We start from the raw sequence: 21,805 nt of genomic DNA, 5'->3' as shown, positions 1-21,805 counted from the left end.
ACAACGACCTCCACTACTATTATACCGGAGGTCGTTTATCTAGTTTATGAAATTAATTTCTGAAAACGATATTTTCTTCATGCGTTTGTCGTGTTAAAAAGCTCTGAAAAACTTTCCTAATAGACGGACCTTCTTAAATTGCCAAATCAAACTTAAGTTGTGGTTTGACCGGTTGATAATCCAAGAGTTCAAAATCTTCTGGTTTAATATCGAAAAAGTTTGTTCCATCAGGTACATTTAACACTAATTTAGGCTGACAATCCGTCGCTTCGCGTCGGAGTAACTCCTCAGCCTGTTCAAACTGGTTGTCATAAATGTGAAGGTTATTGATAAAATAGAAAAACTTACCAACCTTCCAGCCAAAGTGCTTAGCAATCATCATTTGCAAAGCAACGTATTGCATGGCATTGATATGATGAGCAACCAACATATCATTTGACCGTTGCGTCAAGGTCGCATCAAGGTAAATATCACCATCAACACGACGCACATCAAACATAGTCTGAAAGGCACATGGTTGCAGTCCTTCGGAGCGTTCAAAGGCTTCGTAATCCCAAAGAGAGATGACATTACGACGATTCCACGGATTGTCCTCTAGTTGTTTCAAGAGTTTCGTGATAATGTCATGCTTTTTGACGATAGCACCATAACGTTCACCAATCGTACGGCTTTCACCAACCTCCCACTCATTCCAGTAATGAACATTATACTTGTCTTCTAAAACGTCTAAGCTATTGGTTTGGTCTTGATAAATCCAAAAAACTTCCTTGATAGCTGACTTAATAGCGATAGGACGTAAAGTGGTGATTGGAAACTCTCCTTTTGAAAGGTCATACTCTGCAAAACTACCTGTGATGTATTTTGAATTGGCTGTGCTTCCATCCTTATACTTTGGACGTGCTTGTTCTGACCAGACCCCTTCTGTCATGATTTTAGTGATATTGTCTTTAAAAATAAGATCTGCTTTTGTCATCTTTCTCTTCTCCTAAAAATTAACTTTATCTATTCTATCTAAATTCATTCTAAAATGCTAGAAAAAGAAGTGATTACAGGTAAATAAAGCTAGAAAGAGCTCTTGGGCTCTCCTAACCTATACAACATTAGCCTAGCTACAATCAGAATAAACATTGTAAAATAGAAGCAAATACCTGAAAACTTTAACAAAAATAGTTTGAAAGATGAAAGGAAAAACTTTTTTTCAAGTCTAAATGCTTAAAATATGGTAAAATCATTGATGGATTACTCATGAAAATGTATGACACTAATGTTTGAAAGGAATTTCCATGACAATCGGAATTGATAAGATTGGTTTTGCGACCAGTCAGTATGTCTTACAAATGAAGGATCTAGCACAAGCTAGAAACCAAGAACCTGAAAAATTTAGCCAAGGTCTTATGTTAGATGCTCTCAGCATCACTCCTGTTACAGATGATATCATCAGCTTAGCGACCGATGCCGCAGCATCTATCTTGGACCAAGAAGACTTAGCTACTATTGATATGGTGATTTTAGCGACGGAATCCAGTGTAGACCAGTCAAAAGCTGGGGCTGTCTATGTTCATCAACTGCTTGGTATTCAACCATTTGCAAGAGCTATCGAGATGAAGGAAGCCTGCTATGCTGCGACAGCTGGGCTGGATTATGCTAAACTTCACATTGAAAAACACCCTAAATCGCGTGTTCTAGTCATTGCCTCTGATATTGCTAAGTATGGCATCAACAGCTCTGGAGAGCCTACACAGGGAGCTGGGGCTGTGGCTATGTTGGTAACAGCTGAACCTCGTATATTATCTTTTAACGATGACAATCTTGCACAAACACGAGACATTTACGACTTTTGGCGTCCAAACTACAGTAGCACACCTTTCGTAGATGGAATGTTTTCAACAAAACAGTATTTAGACTGTCTCAAGACGACTTGGTCTGAATACCAAAAACGCCAAGAAACAGATCTCTCAAGCTTTGACGCCTTTTGTTTCCATCTTCCCTTTCCCAAATTAGCCCTTAAAGGCTTGAATAAAATTATGGACAAGTCGCTTGAAGATAGCGTCAAGACAAGACTACAAGATAATTTTGACCATTCTATCCAATACAGTCGTCTGGTCGGAAATATCTATACTGGCTCTCTCTATCTAGGTTTGCTATCTCTCTTAGAAAACAGTACCACCCTTAAAGCAGGAGACAAGATTGGCTTCTTCTCTTACGGATCAGGGGCAGTTTGTGAGATATTTAGCGCCAATTTAGTAGAAGGTTATGAAAAAATGCTCCACAAAGACCGTTTGGATGATTTAAACCAACGTCAAGTTATTTCAGTAGAGCAATACGAACAACTCTTCTACGAAGATATCACTTTAGATGATGAAGGCAATACAGACTTTAACAGCTACCAAACAGGAGCTTTCTATCTCGAAAGCATCCAAGGACACAAACGTATCTACAAAGGAAAAATGAAATGACCTCTATCTCATGGACTGGCTTTTCGAAAAAAACACCTCAAGAACGTCTAGAGCATTTGCAATCAAATGCTCTTTTATCTCCTGAGGATAAGACAATTTTAGAGAGTGCTTCTCTCCCTTTAGCCACAGCTAATCAAATGGCTGAGCATGTTATCGGAACCCTATCTCTCCCTTTTGCTTTAGCACCAGATTTCCAAGTCGATGGAAGCATCTATCACCTACCTATGGTAACTGAGGAGCCTTCAGTCGTAGCTGCCGCCTCATTCGCAGCTAAATTGATCAAACGTTCTGGCGGTTTTAAAACACACATTCACCAACGCTTAATGATTGGGCAAGTGGCTCTCTATGATATCAGCGATAAAGATAACGCTCATCAAACCATTCTAACAGCCAAAGAAAACCTGATAAACATGGCTAACCAAGCCCATCCCTCTATTGTCAAACGTGGAGGAGGGGCAAGGGATATCTGGTGTGAGGATAAGGAAGATTTCCTTATCGTTTATCTCAGCGTAGATACACAAGAAGCTATGGGAGCAAATATGGTCAATACCATGATGGAAGCCTTGGTCCCAGACCTTGAAATTATGACTCAAGGTAAGTCTCTAATGGCCATCCTTTCAAACTATGCAACAGAAAGTCTTGTCACTGCTGAATGTACAGTGGATCTACGCTTTTTGTCACGTGATAAAGACCAAGCCCATCGATTAGCTCAAAAAATGGAACTTGCTAGCCAGCTGGCCCAAGTCGATCCTTATCGTGCAACAACGCATAACAAAGGGATTTTCAACGGTGTCGATGCCTTGGTCCTAGCGACAGGCAACGACTGGCGAGCTATTGAGGCTGGTGCTCATGCCTATGCCTGCCAAGATGGGCATTATCGAGGCTTAAGCCAATGGCATTATGATCAGGAGGCTCAAAAAATAAAGGGCAAGCTGACACTTCCTCTTCCTATCGCTACCAAAGGAGGCTCTATCGGACTTAACCCAAGTGTTGTTGCTGCTCATGATATTTTAGGAAATGTTAATGCTAGAACACTAGCTCGTTTAATTGCCTCTCTAGGATTGGCTCAAAATTTCGCGGCGCTTAAGGCTCTAACCTCTACTGGTATCCAGTCAGGTCATATGAAATTACAAGCCAAATCTTTAGCGCTTTTAGCTGGTGCCAAGGAAGAACAGGTCCCAACCCTAGTCAAACAATTATTACAAGAAAAACACCTCAATCTTGAAACTGCTAAGCAACTATTAGCGAAACTTAGTTAAAAAACGTTTGGAACAGGTATGGTTCCAAACGTTTTTGTTTTATCGGATAGGTTTGACAGCAGTTAATCTGCCGTATAAAAGATAGTCTACTTTTTTTAGCTCTGCTATCGTTTTACAATCTAGGGCACACATAATGAGACGTAAGTCATCTTTCCATCCCTCGACAATAGCAATGCATTTTTCCAGCGGGTAACGCTCAACCAGCTCTAAGACTGTCCGAGAAAGTCCTACTGCTTTGGCACCCAAGACCAAACACTTAATCACATCAAGCGGATGACGGACACCACCTGACGCTAAAATGTCAACTTCGTCAGTCAGATCCTGAAGGTTCAAAAGTGTTTGAACTGTTGTTTGTCCCCATTCATTTAAGTAGGAACGATCCCCTCCTCGCTTGTTCTCAATATAGGCAAAGCTAGTCCCACCACGTCCTGAGATATCAAAGGTGGTAAAACCAGCTTCCATAGCATAACGGATGCTTTTCTTATCCATGCCGAAGCCAACTTCTTTGAGAATAAGCGGTGCTTCAAGTTTTGTTGCATAATCTTTTATATGTTTCTTCCATGGTCGAAAAACACGTTCACCTTCTGGCATCAATAACTCCTGCATGAGATTGACATGTACCTGTAAGAAAATCGGATTCATCTCATCAAGGGTTTGCTGAGCTAATTCGACTGGCTTATCAATACCAATATTAGTTGCTAGAAGCAAGTCAGGATTTTCTGAACGAAAATCAAAGGAATCATCATCGGGATCTTTCAAGGCAGCTGAGTAAGAGCCTGTCACCATGACTAATCCTGTAGCTGCTGCTAACTGAGCTAGTTTACGATTGACGACTCTGCCTTTTTCCGAACCACCTGTCATGGCATTGATATAAAAGGGAAAAGAAAAGTCCTGACCAGCAAAATGCGTGGATAAATCAATCTCTGCCAAATCATAGGTCGGAAGCGAACAATGAATCAACTCCATATCATCAAAAGAGTTGTAGGGCGACTCATACTTGAGTGCATACTTGATATGATCGTCTTTACGGTTTGTCATCTCTTACCTCAATCCAATGTTCTTGATACAATAACTCAATGCCTCTTGCCTGCCATCGCTCAATCAATTCTCGGCTAGCTTCTGGTGAGAATGATAGGGCAATCCCACAATCGCCACCACCAGAGCCAGAAGATTTAGCGATAACATCTAAACCCTGCTCTGCTTCTTTGAGTGCTTTTAATTGATCAACATAAATAGCTGAGCTGAGCCCCTCCAAGAGGTCTGAAATCTTTTGAAGACCGGCCTTCAGGGATTCCTTATCAGCTGTTAAAAGAGCTTGTTTGGTGATTTGAACATTTTTTTCTGTTTCTTTCAAAAAGGATTGGTCAATCAGGGATTTAGCAGCTTGAATCATGTCTCTCGAAATGGCTGGTTGTCGTGTCCAACCTACTAAAAAGTCTGCTCTTAATTTTGGCGTCAGCACTTCAATCTCGTAACCCCAATCCTGATCTAATAAGCTTTCTAAATCACTAGTTGTTATCTGCTCTGCTATTTTCTGGCGGTCAAAGGAACGATAAGCAATCAACTTTTCGTAGGCTATACAAGCAATGTCTCCCATTGAGCCGTTATCCCCCAGTTTAATCAAGGTGTAGGCTGCCAACTTAAAGAGAGTATCGCAAGAAAGGTCTAGGTCAACCAGCGCTGCCAAGGCTTTAATGGTTAGCACAGTCACTGAACCACTTGAGCCAATACCGAATTTCAGACCGTCACGCTCCAATTTCCCAGTGATAGATAGCTCAAAATCTGGCAAGGTCTGACCAGAATAAGCCTCAAAGGTATCAATACTGGCTTGAATCAGCTGGTAATTGCAATCAAAAGTCCTGTCAACACTATAAGCAAACATATCAGAAGACAGCTTAGTCTCTTGAGCTAGACAGGCTTTTGCCGTCATACAGATGGGGATATAATGAATAAGTGCCGTCTGTCCAGGAGTTAGCACAGCATATTCACCAGCCAGATAAAGCTTGCCACCTGTGGTTACTTGAACGTCTTTCATCTTAGAGTTCCTTTGTTTTTGAGACGATAATGTCATAGTCTTGACTGAAAAGAGCTGCTAGTCTCTCTAAGTCCTTAGTCTGACACAAAACTTTGACATTTGGTCCTGCATCCATGGTGAAATAGCAAGACTCACCAGCTTCACGGAGCTCTCTGACACGCTCCATGGCTTGATAGGATTTTTCGGTCAAGTAAGAAAAGCTAGGCGTTGCTGTTCTTGTCGTTTCGTGCATACGAAGGGCGTTGGCTTCCGTCAACTGACCAACCTTTTCAAAATCATTTTCAGCCAAATAGGTCAACATAGCCTTGTAATCCTGTTCAGACTGCTTGATCCAGTCTGGAAATGATGTCGAGGTTTCCGTGCAAATTTTCATGCCATCACGGCTTGAGATGGGCTTACGCTGATCGGTCAAGACCAACATAATCATGGCTAAATCCAAGTCTGTCTTAACAGGATAAACCTCTCCGCTATCCTTGTCCCAAGCAGCAAGCGGTCCAAAAAAGGAGCGTGAGGACGAACCAGAAGCAAATTTGGCAATCTGAGCGAGTTCAGATTGATTTTTCCCAGCCTGAAAGAGGTCGTTGGCAGCCTTAACCAAGGCAGATAACCCTGACGATGACGAAGATAAACCTGCTGCGGTCGGCATGTTATTCCAAGTTTCGATTTTCACATACTGGCTTGGATCTTTTCGGAAAAGGTCCAAGACCTTGCCTGCCTTGATAAGTTCTTTTTCACCTTGCTCAATATCGTCAATAAACATTTGGTCAGCACTGCCATTTTCCAAAAAAGACAACTTGGTTTCCGTGTACATATTCTCCAAAGTCAGAGAAATACTTGAGGTAGAAGGGATCATCTTCTCAGCGTCTTCCTTCCCCCAGTACTTGATAATGGCAATATTAGCGTAAGATTTGACACTTACAGGCTTTCTATCCATGTGTTTACGGCTCCTTCTTTTTCTAGTTTTTCTGTTAAATGCTGAGCTGCTTCACGCGTTTTCACCAAAGCGATAATACAGCCTCCGAGTCCGCCTCCCGACATTTTGGCTCCTAGAGCACCTTGTTCAAGGGCAATAGCTACCAGGTGATTGGCTTCAGGTGATGATACTTGCAGCTCTTCCAAAAGTTGATGTGACAGCGTCATCGCTTGTCCAATTTTATCCAAATCCTTATCAGCAATAGCAAGTTCAATACGGTCAGTTAATTGGCCTAAACCATGAAGAAGAGGCAAAGCCTTCTCTTCCATAGCTTCTACCTTTTCAACAGCTTCTCGGGTATGACCATGGATACCAGTATCTGCAATGATGAGATGAGCATCCAAGTCGATAAGGATATCTGAAAAACCAACATTTCGGATAAATTTGATGGCACAATCACTCAAACAAGTTTTGGCATCCAATCCACTCGGATTAGTGTGGGCAATAATCTCAGCTTGATTAACCAACATTTCCAAAATCTGACCATCGATAGGTTTGTCAAAATAATTAAAAACTGCTCGAATAGCAGCAATAGCGACTGCTGCTGATGATCCCATCCCTCGTTTTTCAGGAACAGTAGACTCAATCTCATAAGCAAAATGACGATTCCTTACTTCCAGATACTCCAGTGCAGCAAAAATTGCCGTTGATAGGGGGTCTGTGAGATCCAAGATCAAGTCTTCTTGGGCTTCTTGGAAGTGACAAATCACCTCAATGTTTTTAAGAGGGAGAGCAATAGCTGGGTAACCATAAACTACTGAGTGCTCCCCTGTCAAAATAATCTTACTGTGGGCCTTCCCCACTCCAATTTTCTTAGTCATATCTTATTCATACATTCTTTCTATCCCTACTATTTTACTATAAAGCGGCAAAAATTGCGATTGTTTACACAAGATTACATCACTTCTGTCGCTTCTTTTGTAAGGGAGAGTTAAAACAACACCACAGCAATTATTAAATGACTCTAAGAAATCTGAAGTGTAGTATCCATTCTGTCGTTGTTGTAAAAAATACCAATAGAAGCGACATATAAAAGCGGTCACTCCTATCAAAATATCTGATAGCCAGTCATATATTTTGCTTATATGCTTATAGTTTTTTTCTATCAGATAGACACTTCTTCTCTTTTTTTCATTTTGTTATAATGAAAAAGACTTATATTTGCTTTAGGAGGTTACCCATGAATATCCAACAATGCCGTTACGTTGAAACTATCGCCGCCACTGGTTCGTTTAGTGAAGCTGCGAAGACCTTATTTGTTACCCAACCCAATCTCTCAGCATCTATTAGAGATTTAGAAGCTGAACTAGGTGTCAAACTCTTCACACGATCAAATACTGGTGCTAAATTAACAGATGACGGACATGATTTTCTTAAGTATGCCAAAAGGATTTTGGGTGAGCTTGACCTCCTTGAAGAGCGCTATCGTAAACGCTTTAAAAAAAGTTTTACCATCGCGTCACACCATTATGATTTCTTGTCATTGCCACTGGCGACCATTTCTGAGCAATTTCAAGAGGATTATCAAGAATTTCAACTCATCGAGACGACGACCAAACGTATTTTAGAGAGCGTTGCATCCTTTGAGAGTGACTTAGGAATCATCTATCTAGATGATAGCAACCGACATATTTTAGAGCGCAGCATCAGAGACTTGGGCTTAGCTTTTACACCATTAGGGGAGTTTCAAACCCGTATTTTCCTTGGACGTGAGCATCCTCTCGCTCATAAACCTAATCTTAGTAACGAAGACCTCCGAGACTACCCTCAAGTGAGATTTCGTCAGGACAAATCAGGTATTACCTTCGACGAAGATCCTCTGGATGTCTTGGAAAATCAACGCGTGCTTTATGCCAATGACCGTGGTACCATCATGAACCTCCTCTGTGCCACTAATGCCTACGCATCTGGTCTTGGCATTGTTAATAGTTTTATCAAAGATCAGATTGTCCTCACCCCACTAACAGATAGTCCTCTTCATACACTCGGTTTTGTTACCAATCAAAAGCAAAAACAAAGTGCTATCTCAGACGCCTTTATCACAGCGGTTAAGGAAAGCCTTGCCAGTCACAATGACTCTCATAAGTAAAAATACCTTGTAGCAATCTCAGTTCTTGAACCTGAGGTTACTACAAGGTATTTGTGGCGATTGACATCAACTAGATGACATTTGTCCACTGCAGATAGCTAATCAACGGTGTCTTGGGACCTTTTAACCAGCAAAAGAACTTACTTTTCATTATGATCAATCAACTGCTCTAATTGGGCAATTAGAATCACCAACCACGTAAAAGCTAAGAGAAAAGCTGACATTTCAAATGCCGTCAAAGAAAGGTAACCAATGGGTTTAAAGAGCAATTCTAGACCTATCAAAATCAAGCCAATCCCATAAGACATCAACTGAAAATCACGATTAATCTTTGGAACTAGCCACCTTACACCGACTATCAAAACAATGATAATATAGACCAAATAACCAGCTAACTCGGTATGAAGATGATGGTAGGTCAGGTCGTTTGGAAAATAGCCAACGGCTCCCAAATCAAAGGCTAAGGCAGATAACAAGCCTCTTAAAATCAATAACCTCATGGACCTACCAAAGCGTGCACTTAAAGCTGAAAATAAATAGTCAACCAAAACCAGTAATATCAAAGCAGATAAAATTAAGGTTAGATTGAACTGCCATGACGCAATTGCCTTCTGTGTCCCTAGAAAACTCAGGTTAACCTGCCACCATTGACGGCTACTATTGGTCGCCATCGCCAAAACAACACCACTGATGATAATTACCGTAAACAAAGAAGTCAACCAATCAGCCCGTAGCAGTACTGCCGTTCTTGCCATAGCCACCGATGTGGCAAATGATGAAACTGTCACGATGATACTAGCCGTCAACACATCAAACGATACACCCTGAAACAGGTAACCCATCAACCAAAAAAATCCTATCACAATCAAACCTAAAATGACACCAAAGGCCAACGTGATTGGCATCAAGATTCTCCAAAAAAGACGATTGGGTAAGCCCTCTAGGAAAATCTGACGATTTCGATAAAAATAAAAGACAAAAACAGCCACTCCAATAATCCCTGAGACTGTAATGGTATAGGTAGCAATTGAGCTAGGACCTGATAAGGCTAGCTGACTAGTATGCGATGCACTTTGAGATAAGAAAAAATAGAGACCTACCAGCATGTTGATAAGACCTAAGTGCCAATTTTTAATGGATGATACCTCCATTTGTTGAGACGTTTCAATCACCAATTGACGATGATTCAAGGTCGCCACAAGCTGATCACCCGATGTCAACTTCAAGGCTTGACTGACCTCCAAAGGAAGCTCCAGAGTCACTTTTTCTTCTGTCACAACTTCTCCTTTCAATTCACCCTAACCTGTTGTAAGGCTAGTTAAAACAATTAGACTTCCTAAAAGATAAACTATAATAAGGCTGAGCTTTAATGCAACTCAGCCTTGTTTTCATGTAACGCTTGCTATTGTCGTTTTTTATCACTGTAGTTAACTCCCAGAACCTCAATGATAAAGAGTAAGGTCGGCACACCAACCAAAAGTCCCCAAACACCAAAGAAATGCTCTGAAACATATAAGGTAACGAAGGTTAAGAAAATCGGTAGCTCTGTCCTGCTAGACATCAATTTAGGGTTAAGGAGATAAGACTCTAAGGCGTGTACCACAACCAACATAATCAAGACATAGATGACATCTCGAATTCCTCCCGCGTAATAAGCAATAAAGGATAGAGGAATCGCTGAGATGATGACACCTGCTACCGGAATCAAACTCAGAATAAAAATCAACAGAGCCAAACTCAACAATTGGCTGATACCCATAAAGTAAAGACAAAGGGTCGTCAGACTCGTGTTGATAATAGCAATCAATAACTGAGTTTCAATGACTAGCCCAAAGTTTCGTGTAAAAATTTTACCGAAATAGTAGGTATCTTGAAACAACCAAGCATTTGGACCTTCTAAAAAGCGATTGAAAAAGCGAAAGAGTTGCTCTTTTTCAAAGGTAAAGAAGAAACTAAGCAACAATGACATGGTAAGCGTCATTCCCATGCTACTCAATGTCGATAAGGATTTAATCAGCCATTGAGCACCATGAGACAATTGCTGCTGGATATCGTTTTGACTGATGTATTTTGACACATAGTCCAAGATGATACTGGCATCTTTAGAAGGATTTTTATAAAAACGTAATACTGAATCCACAATAGATTCTGACTGATAAGCCAGCTGAGGCACATATTTGGTCACAGCAACATAAATCCCAAAGATAAGTAGCAAATATGTCACAATCACAATGAACGATGTTGGGATAGGAAGATATTTTTGAATAAAATGAACCAATCGCAACACCAAAAAGGTAAAGATAAAGGTTAACAGCATTAAACTCAACATACTGCTAGCGTAGTAAAGCACTGCTAATAAAATAAGCAAAACCACGGCACGTCTGAGACGAATATTGGCTAAAAAGCGACTCCAAAGTGTTTGAGGTTCCAAAACAACTCCTTTTCTATATAATAACTGTGATCGTAAAGACACCATCTTTAAAAGATGCTGCGATACGACCCTTGAAAATACGAACAATGCTCTGGGCAGTCGACAGCCCGATGCCATAGCCTTTACGTTTGCTATTATGAGACTCATCCTCACGATAGAAACGTTCAAAGAAACGGCTGTAATCAACTGTTGCTCCTTGAGCGTAACTATTTGAAATTTCAAGCTTAGCTCTCTTACGGCGGCGACCAATCTGACTCAAGGTCACCGAAATATGCCCCTTATCATCACAATACTTATTGGCATTATCCACTAAAAGGGTCACCAACTCAAAGAGAGATTTCTCTTCTGCTTTAACATGAATATCAGGTTCGATTGTCATCGTAAAGGTCTTGCCGTCTCTAATCACTGGACCTTTAAAATCTTCAGCCGCATCCTCAGTAATATCAGAAAAATCCAAATCAGTTAAGACAATATCAGGCTGTTCTTCCAATCGCGATAAGGCTACCAAACCGTTGATAAGACCTGTTAGACGGTTCACCTGATCAGCTGTACTCTTGGTCCACTCAGACTCTCCGTTCATCAACTCGACCAACTCATTATTAGCCGAAATAATAGCCAAAGGCGTCTTGAGCTCATGCCCTGCGTTCGTAATAAAGCGACGTTGTCTTTGATAGTTACGCACAAATGGTGCTATGACATAACGGGACATACTTGAAATCAAAAACATAAAAACAAGCATACAGAGTAGAGCAATCTGAACAGCGACCCAGGTTAATTCAAAAGCATCTGAATAATAAGTTGTTGAATCAAGAACAACGATCAAGGTACCTGTCTTGCTCTTCTTAATCTGGTAGGAATAATAAACACTATTGTCATGTATTGTTCCTGACTTGGATATGCTTTTATTAATTCTCTGGGCAAAGCTTGAAATCTCGTCATCTGTAAAACTTGCAAAACTGCGACTGTTAGTTTTAACAATTTCCCCATCCTTATCTAAGGTCACCGAAAAATAACGGTAGGAATAGATCGTCTCTTCCGTAACAGCCGTCCCTATGGTCTTACTCGCTTCAGATAAGCTAGGGGTATCACCGTCATTTTCAACCAGCGCAGTCAAAATACTTTTTACATTAGTGTTCGTTTGAAGATAACGAACCCCCGTAATCACACCAACAGTTGTCGTTAAGACAATCACAACTGCAAAGGAGGCCAGTAAAACAAAGCGAAGCCTCAGGCTTCTAAACATTTTTGCATTGTCAGACGATGAGCTTCTTTCTCGAGACTTACTCTTCTTTCTGGCACGCAACCAAGGCAAAATCACCATCTTCTTCTCCTTCAATCCAGACATCGGCTTGTACAGCCTGTAGTTTCTGACGCAGATAAGAGACATAGATATAGACTAGACGCTCATCACTCTCTGTATCTCCAGCCCAAACATGCTTGAAAATATCAGCTGTGCTAAGTTGCTTTCCTTGATTCAAGATAAAGAAACTCAGTAGCTTGGTTTCTTTGCCTGCCAAACGGACACTATTGTCCGCTGACAGTTCTTGTTCAGAGACATTGAGCGTGATATTCCCTTTTTGGAGAAGGTTTTGGGTGAAGGTCACCTCCACACGACGCTCCAAAGAACGTAAACGTGCCAATAATTCCTTTAGTGAAATGGGTTTAGTCAAATAATCATCTGCCCCAGCATCCAGTCCTGTCACACGGTCATCAATCTCAGCCATTGCGGTCAACATAATCACATGGGTCTGATTTCCTGTCGAACGAATCTCACGAAGGGCTTCAAGACCTGTTTTTATAGGCATCATGATATCCATTATGATGACATCGTAAGGGTTTTTGGCAGCCAAATCAACTGCTTCTTGACCATTGTAGGCAGTATCGACATCATAACCTTGATGTGTAATGGCAGCCTTGAAAACATTCGAAAGTTGCACTTCGTCTTCTGCAAGTAAAATCTTCATTAGTTGTCCTCACTACTTTCTTGAATGAGATTACGAATGGTTTGCATGGTCAGGTCACATGAAGCCAGCTCATCTGCGCAACGTTTCAATTCTTTCGTAATCATTTCAGGGTGTTTAATATCGTGTTTGTACTTCATCTGATGTTCCAAACTTGCCCAAGAATCCTGAGCAATAGTGCGAAGTTGCACTTCAATAAAATAAGAACCTCTGGCATTTCCAAGGACATCTGGATAATCTGTCTCCATCTCTAAAATAAGGTGGTAAGAGCGGTAACCATTTGGTTTTGCTTTACTGATATAATCCTTCTCATTATAGATACTGACACCTGGAATAGCCTTGATGACTGACACCGTTTTATAGATATCGTCCACAAAACCACATACAATTCGGATACCGATACTATCACGAATAGAACGAAGAGCAGATTGAGGACACACCTCTAAACCCTTTCGTTGGCATTTTTCAGCCATGGAATCACTGGCTTTTATCCGAGAGATAAAGTGCTCGTACAATTTAAAACCAGTTTCTTCCTTCGTCTTCTTGTTAGCAGCAATAATGTGGTCTGTGACTTGCTGTAAAATTAATGGGAGATACTGAGAAAACTCTCCATAAATTGATTCCGACATCTCTTGGTTATTCTCTGAAAGCTAGACACTCTCAGCCTTTCTGTAATTAATCTAAATTATGTTCATTATAGCAAACTTTGTCGAATATTTCAGTAATAAAAAGGAAGCTTAAAAAATGAAAGAAGAAAAAGAGCTTGTTTTTTCAACTTTGAAAAGAGCTCTTGTCCGTAGCTATTATACGAAACAAACCTTAACTCATTCCTCAAGCTTTTTAAACAAACTCTTTCTTATTAGACTTTTTTCTGTCTTTTAGATACTAAGCAACTTCTTCAGTAAACTGACTGTTGTAAAGGTCAGCATAGAAGCCTTCTTGCTCAATTAACTCGTCATGGTTACCCTGTTCGATGATATTGCCATCTTTCATAACCAAAATCAAGTCTGCATTACGGATTGTTGACAAGCGGTGAGCGATAACAAAGGAAGTGCGTCCTTGCATCAACTTGTCCATTGCTTTTTGGATTAATTCTTCTGTCCGAGTATCTACAGAAGATGTTGCTTCATCCAAGATCAACAATGGAGAATCTTTCAAGAGGGCACGCGCAATCGTCAACAATTGTTTTTGACCAACTGATAGTGTAACCGAATCATCCAAAACTGTATCATAACCTTTTGGTAGTGTCTTGATGAAGTGGTGGACACCAACTGCCTTAGTTGCTGCAATCACTTGCTCATCACTAATGTTCTCTTGGTTAAAGACTAGATTATCGCGGATAGTTCCTTCAAACAACCAAGTATCCTGCAAGACCATAGAGAAAGCATCGTGAACTTCACTACGACTCATGTCATGCACATCAACACCATCAATCTTAATACTTCCTGAGTTGATTTCGTAAAAGCGCATCAGAAGGTTGACCATAGTGGTCTTACCAGCCCCAGTAGGACCAACAATGGCCACTTTTTGACCTGGTTTGGCTTCAGCAGTGAAGTCATGGATGATGGTTTTCTCTGGCACGTAACCAAAATTAACATGCTCAAAGTTAACTTGACCTTTGACAGTTTCCAATTGACGCTCTTTGTGACCTTCTTCTTCCATTTCATCTTCATTCAAGAACTCAAAGATACGTCCCATCGCAGCACTTGCAGACTGCAATTGAGTAATCCCTTGAGCCATTTGACCGATTGGTTGAGTAAAGATACGGACATAGGTCATGAAGGCAACAATAGTACCAATCGTAATAACATCATCGATAGCTAGAGCTGCTCCGACCACACAGACCATTACGTAACCAAAGTTACCGATAAATTGCATGAGCGGCATCATAATCCCTGAGAAGAATTGTGATTTCCACATTGATTGCTTCAATTCAGCATTGTAGCTGTCGAATTTTTCCTTGGTTTCATGGCGGGCATTGTAACTGATAACCACATTGTGTCCTGTATAAATTTCTTCTGTATAAGCAGAAACTTTAGCTAGATTATCTTGTTGTTTTTTAAAGAGCGGTTGACTCTTAACCATGATCACTGATGACAAAGCAAACCCAGCAAAAACAGAGATGATAGCTGTTAAGGCTAAATGCCAGTCAGTTTTAAACATCATAATGATTGAACCAATCAAGAGAACCGTTGATGAGATCATCGTAACCAAAGATTGGTTAAAAGATTGGGTCATAAGGTCCACATCATTTGTCACACGAGAAAGGGTATCTCCTTGCTCATGGCTATCAAAATAACCAAGTGGGACTTTGTTGATTTTGTCTGCGATCGCATTACGCAAACGTTGAGCGAAACGCTGAATCATGGTTGACATGATGAATGCTGAAAGGTAATTGATAACTGCACCAACAATGTAAAGACTCATGAGCGTAACAGCAACTGACTGGATTTTGTCCATATCGATGTCGCCAGCGATTCCCTTCATGATGGCATCAGTGATTTCTTTAATCTTATCCGGTCCAATAACCGTAATGATACTAGCACAGGCTGAGAAGATAATAGCGAGTACCATGAAGAACTGGAAGCCCTTCAAATAAGGAGCCACTCCCTTCAACAACGAAGGTTTCTTTTCTGACTTAGTCTTCATTTTCTAACTCCTCCTTAGATAATTGTGAATAAGCAATTTCTTGATAAACTGGGTTGCTTGCCAAAAGTTCTTTGTGAGTTCCTTGACCAACTACTTTTCCTTTTTCAAGGACGATAATTTGGTCAGCATCCATAATCGTTGAAATACGTTGAGCGACGATGAGTTTGGTCATATCGCTTGTTTTTTCTTTCAATTGGCTACGAAGAATACGGTCGGTCTTGTAATCCAAGGCTGAGAAAGAATCATCAAAGATAAGGATTTCAGGTTTACGTGCCAAGGCGCGAGCAATTGCCAAACGCTGACGTTGACCTCCTGAGAAGTTAGTACCACCCTGAGCTACTTCTTCATCCAAACCTTTTGCTTTGTTTTTGATAAATTCGCTAGCTTGTGCAAGGTCCAAAGCTTCCCACATCTTATCATCTGTTAGAGGACTGTTACTGCTATCTCCAAACTCCAAGTTGCTGCGGATAGTACCACTAAAGAGAACTGCTTTTTGAGGGATATAACCAATCTTATTGTTCAACTCATCGTGACTGTAGTCTTTGATGTTCAAGCCGTCTACTTTGATCCAACCTTCAGTGGCATCGTAGAAACGTGGCAAAAGATTAACTAGAGTAGATTTCCCTGACCCAGTTGATCCGATGAAGGCTACCGTTTGACCGGCACTTGCTTCAAATGAAACGTGTTCAATAACAGCTGTTGAATTTTTATCGTAACGGAAGGAAACATCATGAAACTCAACACGACCTTTTTCTTGAGATGTACCTTCAGTTGTTTCTTTAAAGTCCACACTTGGATCAAGCGCCAAAACTTCATTGATACGACGAGCAGACACCATTGCACGAGGCAAGATAATCAAAATTGCTACCATCATCATGAAACCAATAACGACCTGCATCGCATAAGTAGAGAAAGTAATCATATCAGCCAAAAGATTCGTACGAGTTGCCAACTCTTGTGACCCCATAATAAAGGCTTTGACTTTTTCAGGTGACGTCATTATCGCTGCATCTGGAACAGGCATCTTAACGTCATTGATTAGGTGAGCACCAATCCAGTAGATCGCCAAGGTCAAACCTGACATTACAACGGTCATCACAGGATTCATCAAACTCATCAAACGATACACAAAAAGGTTAAGCTTAGTCAAACCTTCATTTTCCTCTTGGAACTTATCCGTTTGATATGTTTCAGCATTGTAGGCACGGACAACACGGACACCAACTAAGCTTTCACGCGTTGTTGCATTGAGGTCATCAGTCAGACCTTGTACTTTTTTCTGACGTGGGAAAGCCACAAGGATCAAAACAAGTAGAAGGATCATAACAATTAAGACAGCATAGGCAACAGCACTTGTCCATTCACCACTTTTACCCCAGATTTTTGTCAAAGCCCAAACTGCCATAATAGGACCGCGGGTCACCACCTGCATCCCCATAACAATAAACATCTGAAGCTGGGTCAAGTCGTTGGTCGTACGTGTCAAAAGAGATGGTACTGAGAATTTTTTGATTTCCGCATCAGAATAGTCCATTACCTTGTGGAAAATTTCGCCACGAACACGGCTGGTGAAACTAGCTGCAGTACGTGCTGCCAAGAAACCAACACAGACTGCCATGACAAAACTACCTGCAGAAAAAGCTAGCATCTTCCAACCTGGCTCCATAATATCAGACACCGTAGTTCCTTGGGCTGAAATAAGTTTTGTAATTTCTGATAAATACTCTGGCGTTTTTAAGTCCATCCAAATCGCCAAACAGATAAAGACTGTACTGAGGATAATGTTAAACCATTCCTGAGCGTTTAGTCTTTTAAACATGTTAAACATCTTCTTCTCCTTTGTTTATTTCTCTACTTAGATTGCTCTTCATTTCCCATATAACACGACGCGTGGTCTCAGCATCTTCTTTTGAGATACCATTTAAAAAGACACCATGGACATAGTCAAGGAAATTCTCCAAACGATCTGCCTTTCCACGACCAAAGTCAGTCAAACGGATATATTTGATACGTTTATCCTTTTGAGAAGGCTCAATATGAATGAAGCCATTTTTCTCCATTCTCTTGATCAAATTTGACGTCACAGACTTTGAAATCTTTAAATACTGCTCAATATCCTTAAATGATAAGTCCTTATCCGGAAATCTTAGCAAGTGCATGAGAACAAATCCCTGCGGACCACCTAAATGCTCCACATCGAATTCTTTGCTTTTTTCGCTAACAAATTGTTCCATCATGGCAATAAAATTTCGCATTTCCTGGAATTGATTATCCATAGTCCCTCCTTAAAAATAGTTTTCATGAGAACAAATAAGTTATCATGGGAACTATTATAGTTCTTAATCCTAACAAAGTCAAGAAAAAGTTATCAGGAGAACTAATTAAAGAGTAGTTGATGTTAAGAAAAAACTAGACTAGCCTTAACAAGGCTAATCTAGTCTGCGTTTTACTTACATTACTCTATTCCGTTTCAGAATGACGTTTTCCAAGAGCGCGTGCTTGACCTTCTGTCATGGTAACAAGATTATTCAAATTAGTACGAGGTGGCATCTTGTCAGTACCATACCAATAAACATCTGATTCGCCACCACCTGTTACATAGACGGTGCGATTCGGATCAAATGGTAGATCTCCTGTTGCGCTAGTTCCCGAGCTACTATTGCTAGTACTTGGACGACCAATTCCAGTAGCATAAAGTTTGATACCTTCTGCATTCCAGGCCCCTGCCAAAACTTGATATTCATTGGCATCTGTCGTTAATAGATGGGTCTTGATTCCCGCGTGGTACAGACGATAAACAGGAACTGTTCCCCCTGAGTAAAAGCTCATAGCATCCTGCGTCCAAGCACCAGTACCTGTCAAGACAGCTACTTCGTTACTATCAGTGGTATAAAGATGCTTATGTGTGATTTTACTATAAAGACGTGTTACTGGGCTACCCCCATCTGGTGCATACCAAGCCGTTCCTTCTTGCCTCCAACCTCTAGAAGCCAACACATTGTATTCATTGGCATCGGCTGTAAAGAGATGCTCTTGAAGAGTCGGATTGTAGAGACGGTAGATAGATGAGTCCGCCTTTACTGAGTTAGCACCTAGCAGAGTAGCAAAGCAAGCAACCAATACCAAGAGTCCTTTTTTCATTTTCATTAGATAACCTCCATATCTTCACTACTATTATAAAACGCTTTCAGATCCCCTGTCAATAGCCTAATCTCTATCTGTTTGTAACAAAAAAGAACTCAAAACAGCTGTTTCAAGTTCTCTCTCTTTTATTTTTTCTCTTGTTTGTAGAATTCTTTCAAAGCATCCTGCCATGTTGGGATAACAAATCCAGTTGCTTTTGCCTTTTCAAGACTCATAGTAGAGTTAAGTGGGCGCTTTGCCTTAGCTGGGAATGAGGATGAATCAACAGGTGCTACTTCGACCTCAGTATCTTTCAAGATTTCCACCGCAAAATCATACCAAGTTGTGTCTTCAGAAGCATCGTTTGACAAGTGGTAATAACCAAATTCTTTTTGATTTTCTGCCAAATAAGTCATAAATTCAGCCAAAGTACGTGTCCATGTTGGACGACCATGCTGATCGTTAACGACTGTCAAACGTGGGTGTTTTTCAGCAAGAGCTTGCATGGTGAAGACAAAGTTTTTACCATAGTTACCAAATACCCAAGCTGTACGGATAATGTAGAACTTATCAGCGTATTTCTCAACGGCTTCTTCACCCAAACGCTTGGTACGACCGTACTCTGTTTTAGGATCTGGTGTGTCTGTTTCAAGCCATTCTTGACCAACTGGTTTTTCACCATCAAAAACGTAGTCCGTTGAAATGTAGACGAGTGTTGCACCATATTTAGCAGCAGCCTTAGCAACATTTTCCGTACCAGTTACGTTGATTGCGTAGTTAAGTTCTTTGCCTTCATCTTCAGCAGCATCAACAGCTGTATAGGCAGCACAGTGATAAACCAAGCTAGGTTTCACTTCAGAAAAAACCTCATCTACTTTTGCTGCATCAGTGATATCCATTTCTGCAACGTCAACAGCGACATAGTCTTCATTTCTTTCATCAAGTAAATAGCGAAGCTCTGTACCCAATTGCCCATTTGCACCAGTAACTAAAATCATGTTCGTCTCCTTCTTTTTAAGTTCGCAACTTAAATGTAATACATACCTATTTTAACTCAAAATACTAAAATTTTCATCCTTTTTCTTTAACCAAGTAAACAGGTCGTTTCTTGGTTTCCAAAAAGATCTTCGCAATATATTTGCCAATGATTCCTAGAGCAAGCAACTGTAAGCCTCCGATAAACAAAATGATCGTTACCAGACTCGCCCAACCAGCAATACTACCTCCAATGGTTAATTTTCGGATAACCACAAAGGCGATGCCCAAAAGGGAAGCGATGAAAGACCCCCCGCCTGCCCACATGGCAAGATTGAGCGGGGCTTCTGAGAAGTTGATGAAACCGTCCATAGAATAGCGGAGCAAACTCCAAAATGACCAGGACGTCTCCCCAGCAATACGTTCACGATTTTCATAAGCAACATAGGCGACATCATAGCCAACCCAAGAAAAAAGCCCCTTTGAAAAACGATTGACTTCTTTCAAGTCCAAAATACTATCAACCACCTGACGGGTCATCAGACGAAAATCTCGAGCTCCATCCACCATCTCTGTTGATGAGATTTGGTTGATCAACCAATAAAATGTCTTGGCAAAAAGAGAACGGATTAGGGGCTCACCCTTGCGGTCCGCACGACGGGTCCCAACAACATCATAGCCTTCTTGAATCTTTGCATACATCTCTTGCAATAATTCAGGTGGGTCTTGCAAATCAGCATCCATGACGGTAATCAAGTCACCATCCGCAGCTTCAAGTCCTGCTAGAAGCCCTGCTTCTTTTCCAAAATTACGTGAAAACGACAAGTAATGCACATTGTCAAACTTACTAGCCACTTCACGCAAGACCTCGAGGGTTCTATCTTTAGAGCCATCGTTCACAAAGATATAATCAAAAGTCAATTCATTAGCCATCAGAGCCTCGACTTTTTGCGTAGCCTCTAAAAATGGTACTATCGTCAACTCTTCATTGTAACATGGTACAACAATTGATAATTTTTTCATAAAAATAGCTTTCTTTTTATTATTCTGTTCATTATACCGTATTTTAAAATTTATTTCTATTTTAAAAAGCTAAATGATAATGCCTTCTAGGTGATCCAGCTCATGCTGGCAAATCTGTGCCTGAAAATCGGTCAAAGTCATCGTCTGTTTATTCCATTGCACATCATAAAATGACACTTCAATCCTCTGATAACGTCTTGTTTGACGACTTCCTGTCAATGAGAGGCAAGATTCTTCTGCCTCAAAAGGCAATGCCTTGCTGATGAGAACAGGGTTGAACATCACTAGATTTCCCAAACCCATATTGATAATAATCACCCGCTTTTTGACACCTATCATATTAGCTGCCATTCCAACACAGTCAGCATGATGTGCGAGTAAGGTATCTTCTAAGTCCTTAGCAAGATAGAGATCCTCCTGACTAGCTTCTGCGGATACCTGTGATAAGAAAAATATATCTTTACATATTGGTTGAATCATACTTGACCTCTCAAAACAATTAATAAACTATTGGACATTAATATTATGGTGTAATCTATATTATCATTAATTGATGTAAAATAACAAGGAGCTTCTATGAAAAATGATCTTTTCGATGATTTATCATGATATAGCTCTCGACTGGATTGCTACACTTCATATCCTAAAATAAAAACAGGAGAATCACATGACACTTTTAAAAAAATGCCAAGAAATACTTGTCGGATTATTTAAAGACAACATCAAAAGCATCACTATGTACTGACCCCAAAAAGTTGGACACTATATTTATTGAAGGGATTTAGTTCTGTATTGCACAGGACTAAGTCCTTTTAGTTTTGCTTTGATTCG

At 40.5% G+C, this 21,805-nt stretch carries 21 protein-coding genes; 4 read left to right on the top strand and 17 right to left on the bottom strand.

The window, feature by feature from the left end:
* Positions 1-133: 133 nt before the first annotated feature.
* Positions 134-973, bottom strand: a complete 840-nt coding sequence (locus JOC31_RS08235; RefSeq protein ID WP_205017685.1) for a thymidylate synthase — start codon at positions 971-973, stop codon at positions 134-136.
* Positions 974-1,283: 310 nt separating this feature from the next.
* Here JOC31_RS08235 and JOC31_RS08230 point away from each other — a divergent pair, with 310 nt between their 5' ends.
* Both JOC31_RS08230 and JOC31_RS08225 read left to right on the top strand, forming a co-directional pair.
* Positions 1,284-2,456 (top strand): hydroxymethylglutaryl-CoA synthase, encoded by a 1,173-nt coding sequence (locus tag JOC31_RS08230; RefSeq protein ID WP_205017684.1) that lies wholly within the window; start codon positions 1,284-1,286, stop codon positions 2,454-2,456.
* A complete protein-coding gene (locus tag JOC31_RS08225; RefSeq protein ID WP_205017683.1) occupies positions 2,453-3,715 on the top strand; it encodes a hydroxymethylglutaryl-CoA reductase, degradative in 1,263 nt (420 codons plus the stop codon). Before JOC31_RS08230 ends, JOC31_RS08225 begins: the two co-directional genes overlap by 4 nt.
* Before the next feature lie 39 nt (positions 3,716-3,754).
* Here the strand turns inward: JOC31_RS08225 and fni are convergent, their stop codons facing one another.
* From fni to mvk, 4 genes are read right to left on the bottom strand one after another with little or no spacing between them, the layout of a single operon-like run.
* A complete protein-coding gene (fni, locus tag JOC31_RS08220) occupies positions 3,755-4,753 on the bottom strand; it encodes a type 2 isopentenyl-diphosphate Delta-isomerase (RefSeq protein WP_205017682.1) in 999 nt (332 codons plus the stop codon).
* The gene (locus JOC31_RS08215) at positions 4,740-5,750 is read right to left on the bottom strand and encodes a phosphomevalonate kinase (protein ID WP_205017681.1); all 1,011 of its coding nucleotides are present in this window, start codon (positions 5,748-5,750) and stop codon (positions 4,740-4,742) included. Before JOC31_RS08215 ends, fni begins: the two co-directional genes overlap by 14 nt.
* 1 nt (position 5,751) lies before the next feature.
* A complete protein-coding gene (mvaD, locus tag JOC31_RS08210; RefSeq protein ID WP_205017680.1) occupies positions 5,752-6,684 on the bottom strand; it encodes a diphosphomevalonate decarboxylase in 933 nt (310 codons plus the stop codon).
* Positions 6,666-7,544 carry a mevalonate kinase gene (gene mvk / locus JOC31_RS08205; RefSeq protein WP_205017679.1) on the bottom strand — a complete coding sequence of 293 codons (879 nt, stop codon included), beginning with the start codon at positions 7,542-7,544 and terminating at the stop codon, positions 6,666-6,668. The genes mvaD and mvk overlap by 19 nt, the downstream gene beginning before the upstream one ends.
* A gap of 359 nt (positions 7,545-7,903) precedes the next feature.
* Between mvk and JOC31_RS08200 the strand changes: the two genes are divergently transcribed.
* Positions 7,904-8,812: a LysR family transcriptional regulator gene (locus tag JOC31_RS08200; protein WP_205017678.1), complete on the top strand. Its 909-nt coding sequence runs from the start codon at positions 7,904-7,906 to the stop codon at positions 8,810-8,812.
* Positions 8,813-8,952: 140 nt separating this feature from the next.
* On the opposite strand, the gene JOC31_RS08195 is transcribed toward JOC31_RS08200, so the two are convergent.
* The 5 genes from JOC31_RS08195 to JOC31_RS08175 form a co-directional block, all read right to left on the bottom strand.
* Entirely contained in the window at positions 8,953-10,089 is a 1,137-nt protein-coding gene (locus tag JOC31_RS08195; protein ID WP_205017677.1) for a permease, read from the bottom strand.
* A gap of 125 nt (positions 10,090-10,214) precedes the next feature.
* Positions 10,215-11,288: an AI-2E family transporter gene (locus JOC31_RS08190; RefSeq protein WP_205017676.1), complete on the bottom strand. Its 1,074-nt coding sequence runs from the start codon at positions 11,286-11,288 to the stop codon at positions 10,215-10,217.
* Positions 11,257-12,486: a sensor histidine kinase gene (locus JOC31_RS08185; RefSeq protein WP_205017686.1), complete on the bottom strand. Its 1,230-nt coding sequence runs from the start codon at positions 12,484-12,486 to the stop codon at positions 11,257-11,259. The genes JOC31_RS08190 and JOC31_RS08185 overlap by 32 nt, the downstream gene beginning before the upstream one ends.
* Positions 12,487-12,523: 37 nt before the next feature.
* Positions 12,524-13,207 carry a response regulator transcription factor gene (locus JOC31_RS08180; RefSeq protein WP_205017675.1) on the bottom strand — a complete coding sequence of 228 codons (684 nt, stop codon included), beginning with the start codon at positions 13,205-13,207 and terminating at the stop codon, positions 12,524-12,526.
* Complete coding sequence (locus JOC31_RS08175) at positions 13,207-13,833, bottom strand: GTP pyrophosphokinase (protein WP_205017674.1); 627 nt, start codon at positions 13,831-13,833, stop codon at positions 13,207-13,209. The genes JOC31_RS08180 and JOC31_RS08175 overlap by 1 nt, the downstream gene beginning before the upstream one ends.
* Before the next feature lie 115 nt (positions 13,834-13,948).
* On the opposite strand from JOC31_RS08175, the gene JOC31_RS08170 reads away from it, so the two are divergent.
* Positions 13,949-14,086, top strand: coding sequence for a hypothetical protein (locus tag JOC31_RS08170; protein ID WP_205017673.1), 138 nt, complete (start codon positions 13,949-13,951; stop codon positions 14,084-14,086).
* Positions 14,087-14,089: 3 nt separating this feature from the next.
* Here the strand turns inward: JOC31_RS08170 and JOC31_RS08165 are convergent, their stop codons facing one another.
* The 7 genes from JOC31_RS08165 to JOC31_RS08135 all read right to left on the bottom strand — a co-directional run bounded on the left by JOC31_RS08165 (position 14,090) and on the right by JOC31_RS08135 (position 21,454).
* Positions 14,090-15,853 (bottom strand): ABC transporter ATP-binding protein, encoded by a 1,764-nt coding sequence (locus tag JOC31_RS08165; protein WP_205017672.1) that lies wholly within the window; start codon positions 15,851-15,853, stop codon positions 14,090-14,092.
* Entirely contained in the window at positions 15,843-17,681 is a 1,839-nt protein-coding gene (locus JOC31_RS08160) for an ABC transporter ATP-binding protein (RefSeq protein ID WP_205017671.1), read from the bottom strand. The genes JOC31_RS08165 and JOC31_RS08160 overlap by 11 nt, the downstream gene beginning before the upstream one ends.
* Positions 17,674-18,129 (bottom strand): MarR family winged helix-turn-helix transcriptional regulator, encoded by a 456-nt coding sequence (locus JOC31_RS08155; protein ID WP_205017670.1) that lies wholly within the window; start codon positions 18,127-18,129, stop codon positions 17,674-17,676. Before JOC31_RS08155 ends, JOC31_RS08160 begins: the two co-directional genes overlap by 8 nt.
* A 184-nt stretch (positions 18,130-18,313) precedes the next feature.
* Positions 18,314-19,000: a hypothetical protein gene (locus JOC31_RS08150; protein ID WP_205017669.1), complete on the bottom strand. Its 687-nt coding sequence runs from the start codon at positions 18,998-19,000 to the stop codon at positions 18,314-18,316.
* 122 nt (positions 19,001-19,122) lie between these two features.
* On the bottom strand, positions 19,123-19,974 hold the full coding sequence (gene rfbD, locus JOC31_RS08145; protein ID WP_205017668.1) for a dTDP-4-dehydrorhamnose reductase: 852 nt from the start codon (positions 19,972-19,974) through the stop codon (positions 19,123-19,125).
* Positions 19,975-20,047: 73 nt separating this feature from the next.
* Positions 20,048-20,974 carry a glycosyltransferase family 2 protein gene (locus JOC31_RS08140; protein WP_205017667.1) on the bottom strand — a complete coding sequence of 309 codons (927 nt, stop codon included), beginning with the start codon at positions 20,972-20,974 and terminating at the stop codon, positions 20,048-20,050.
* 69 nt (positions 20,975-21,043) lie between these two features.
* Entirely contained in the window at positions 21,044-21,454 is a 411-nt protein-coding gene (locus JOC31_RS08135; RefSeq protein ID WP_205017666.1) for a peptide deformylase, read from the bottom strand.
* Positions 21,455-21,805 lie beyond the last annotated feature (351 nt).

This window comes from Streptococcus saliviloxodontae (assembly GCF_016908655.1).
Classification (GTDB): Bacteria; Bacillota; Bacilli; order Lactobacillales; family Streptococcaceae; genus Streptococcus; species Streptococcus saliviloxodontae.
Note: the sequence above shows the minus strand (reverse complement) of the source record. Positions and strands in the feature narration are given on the sequence as shown.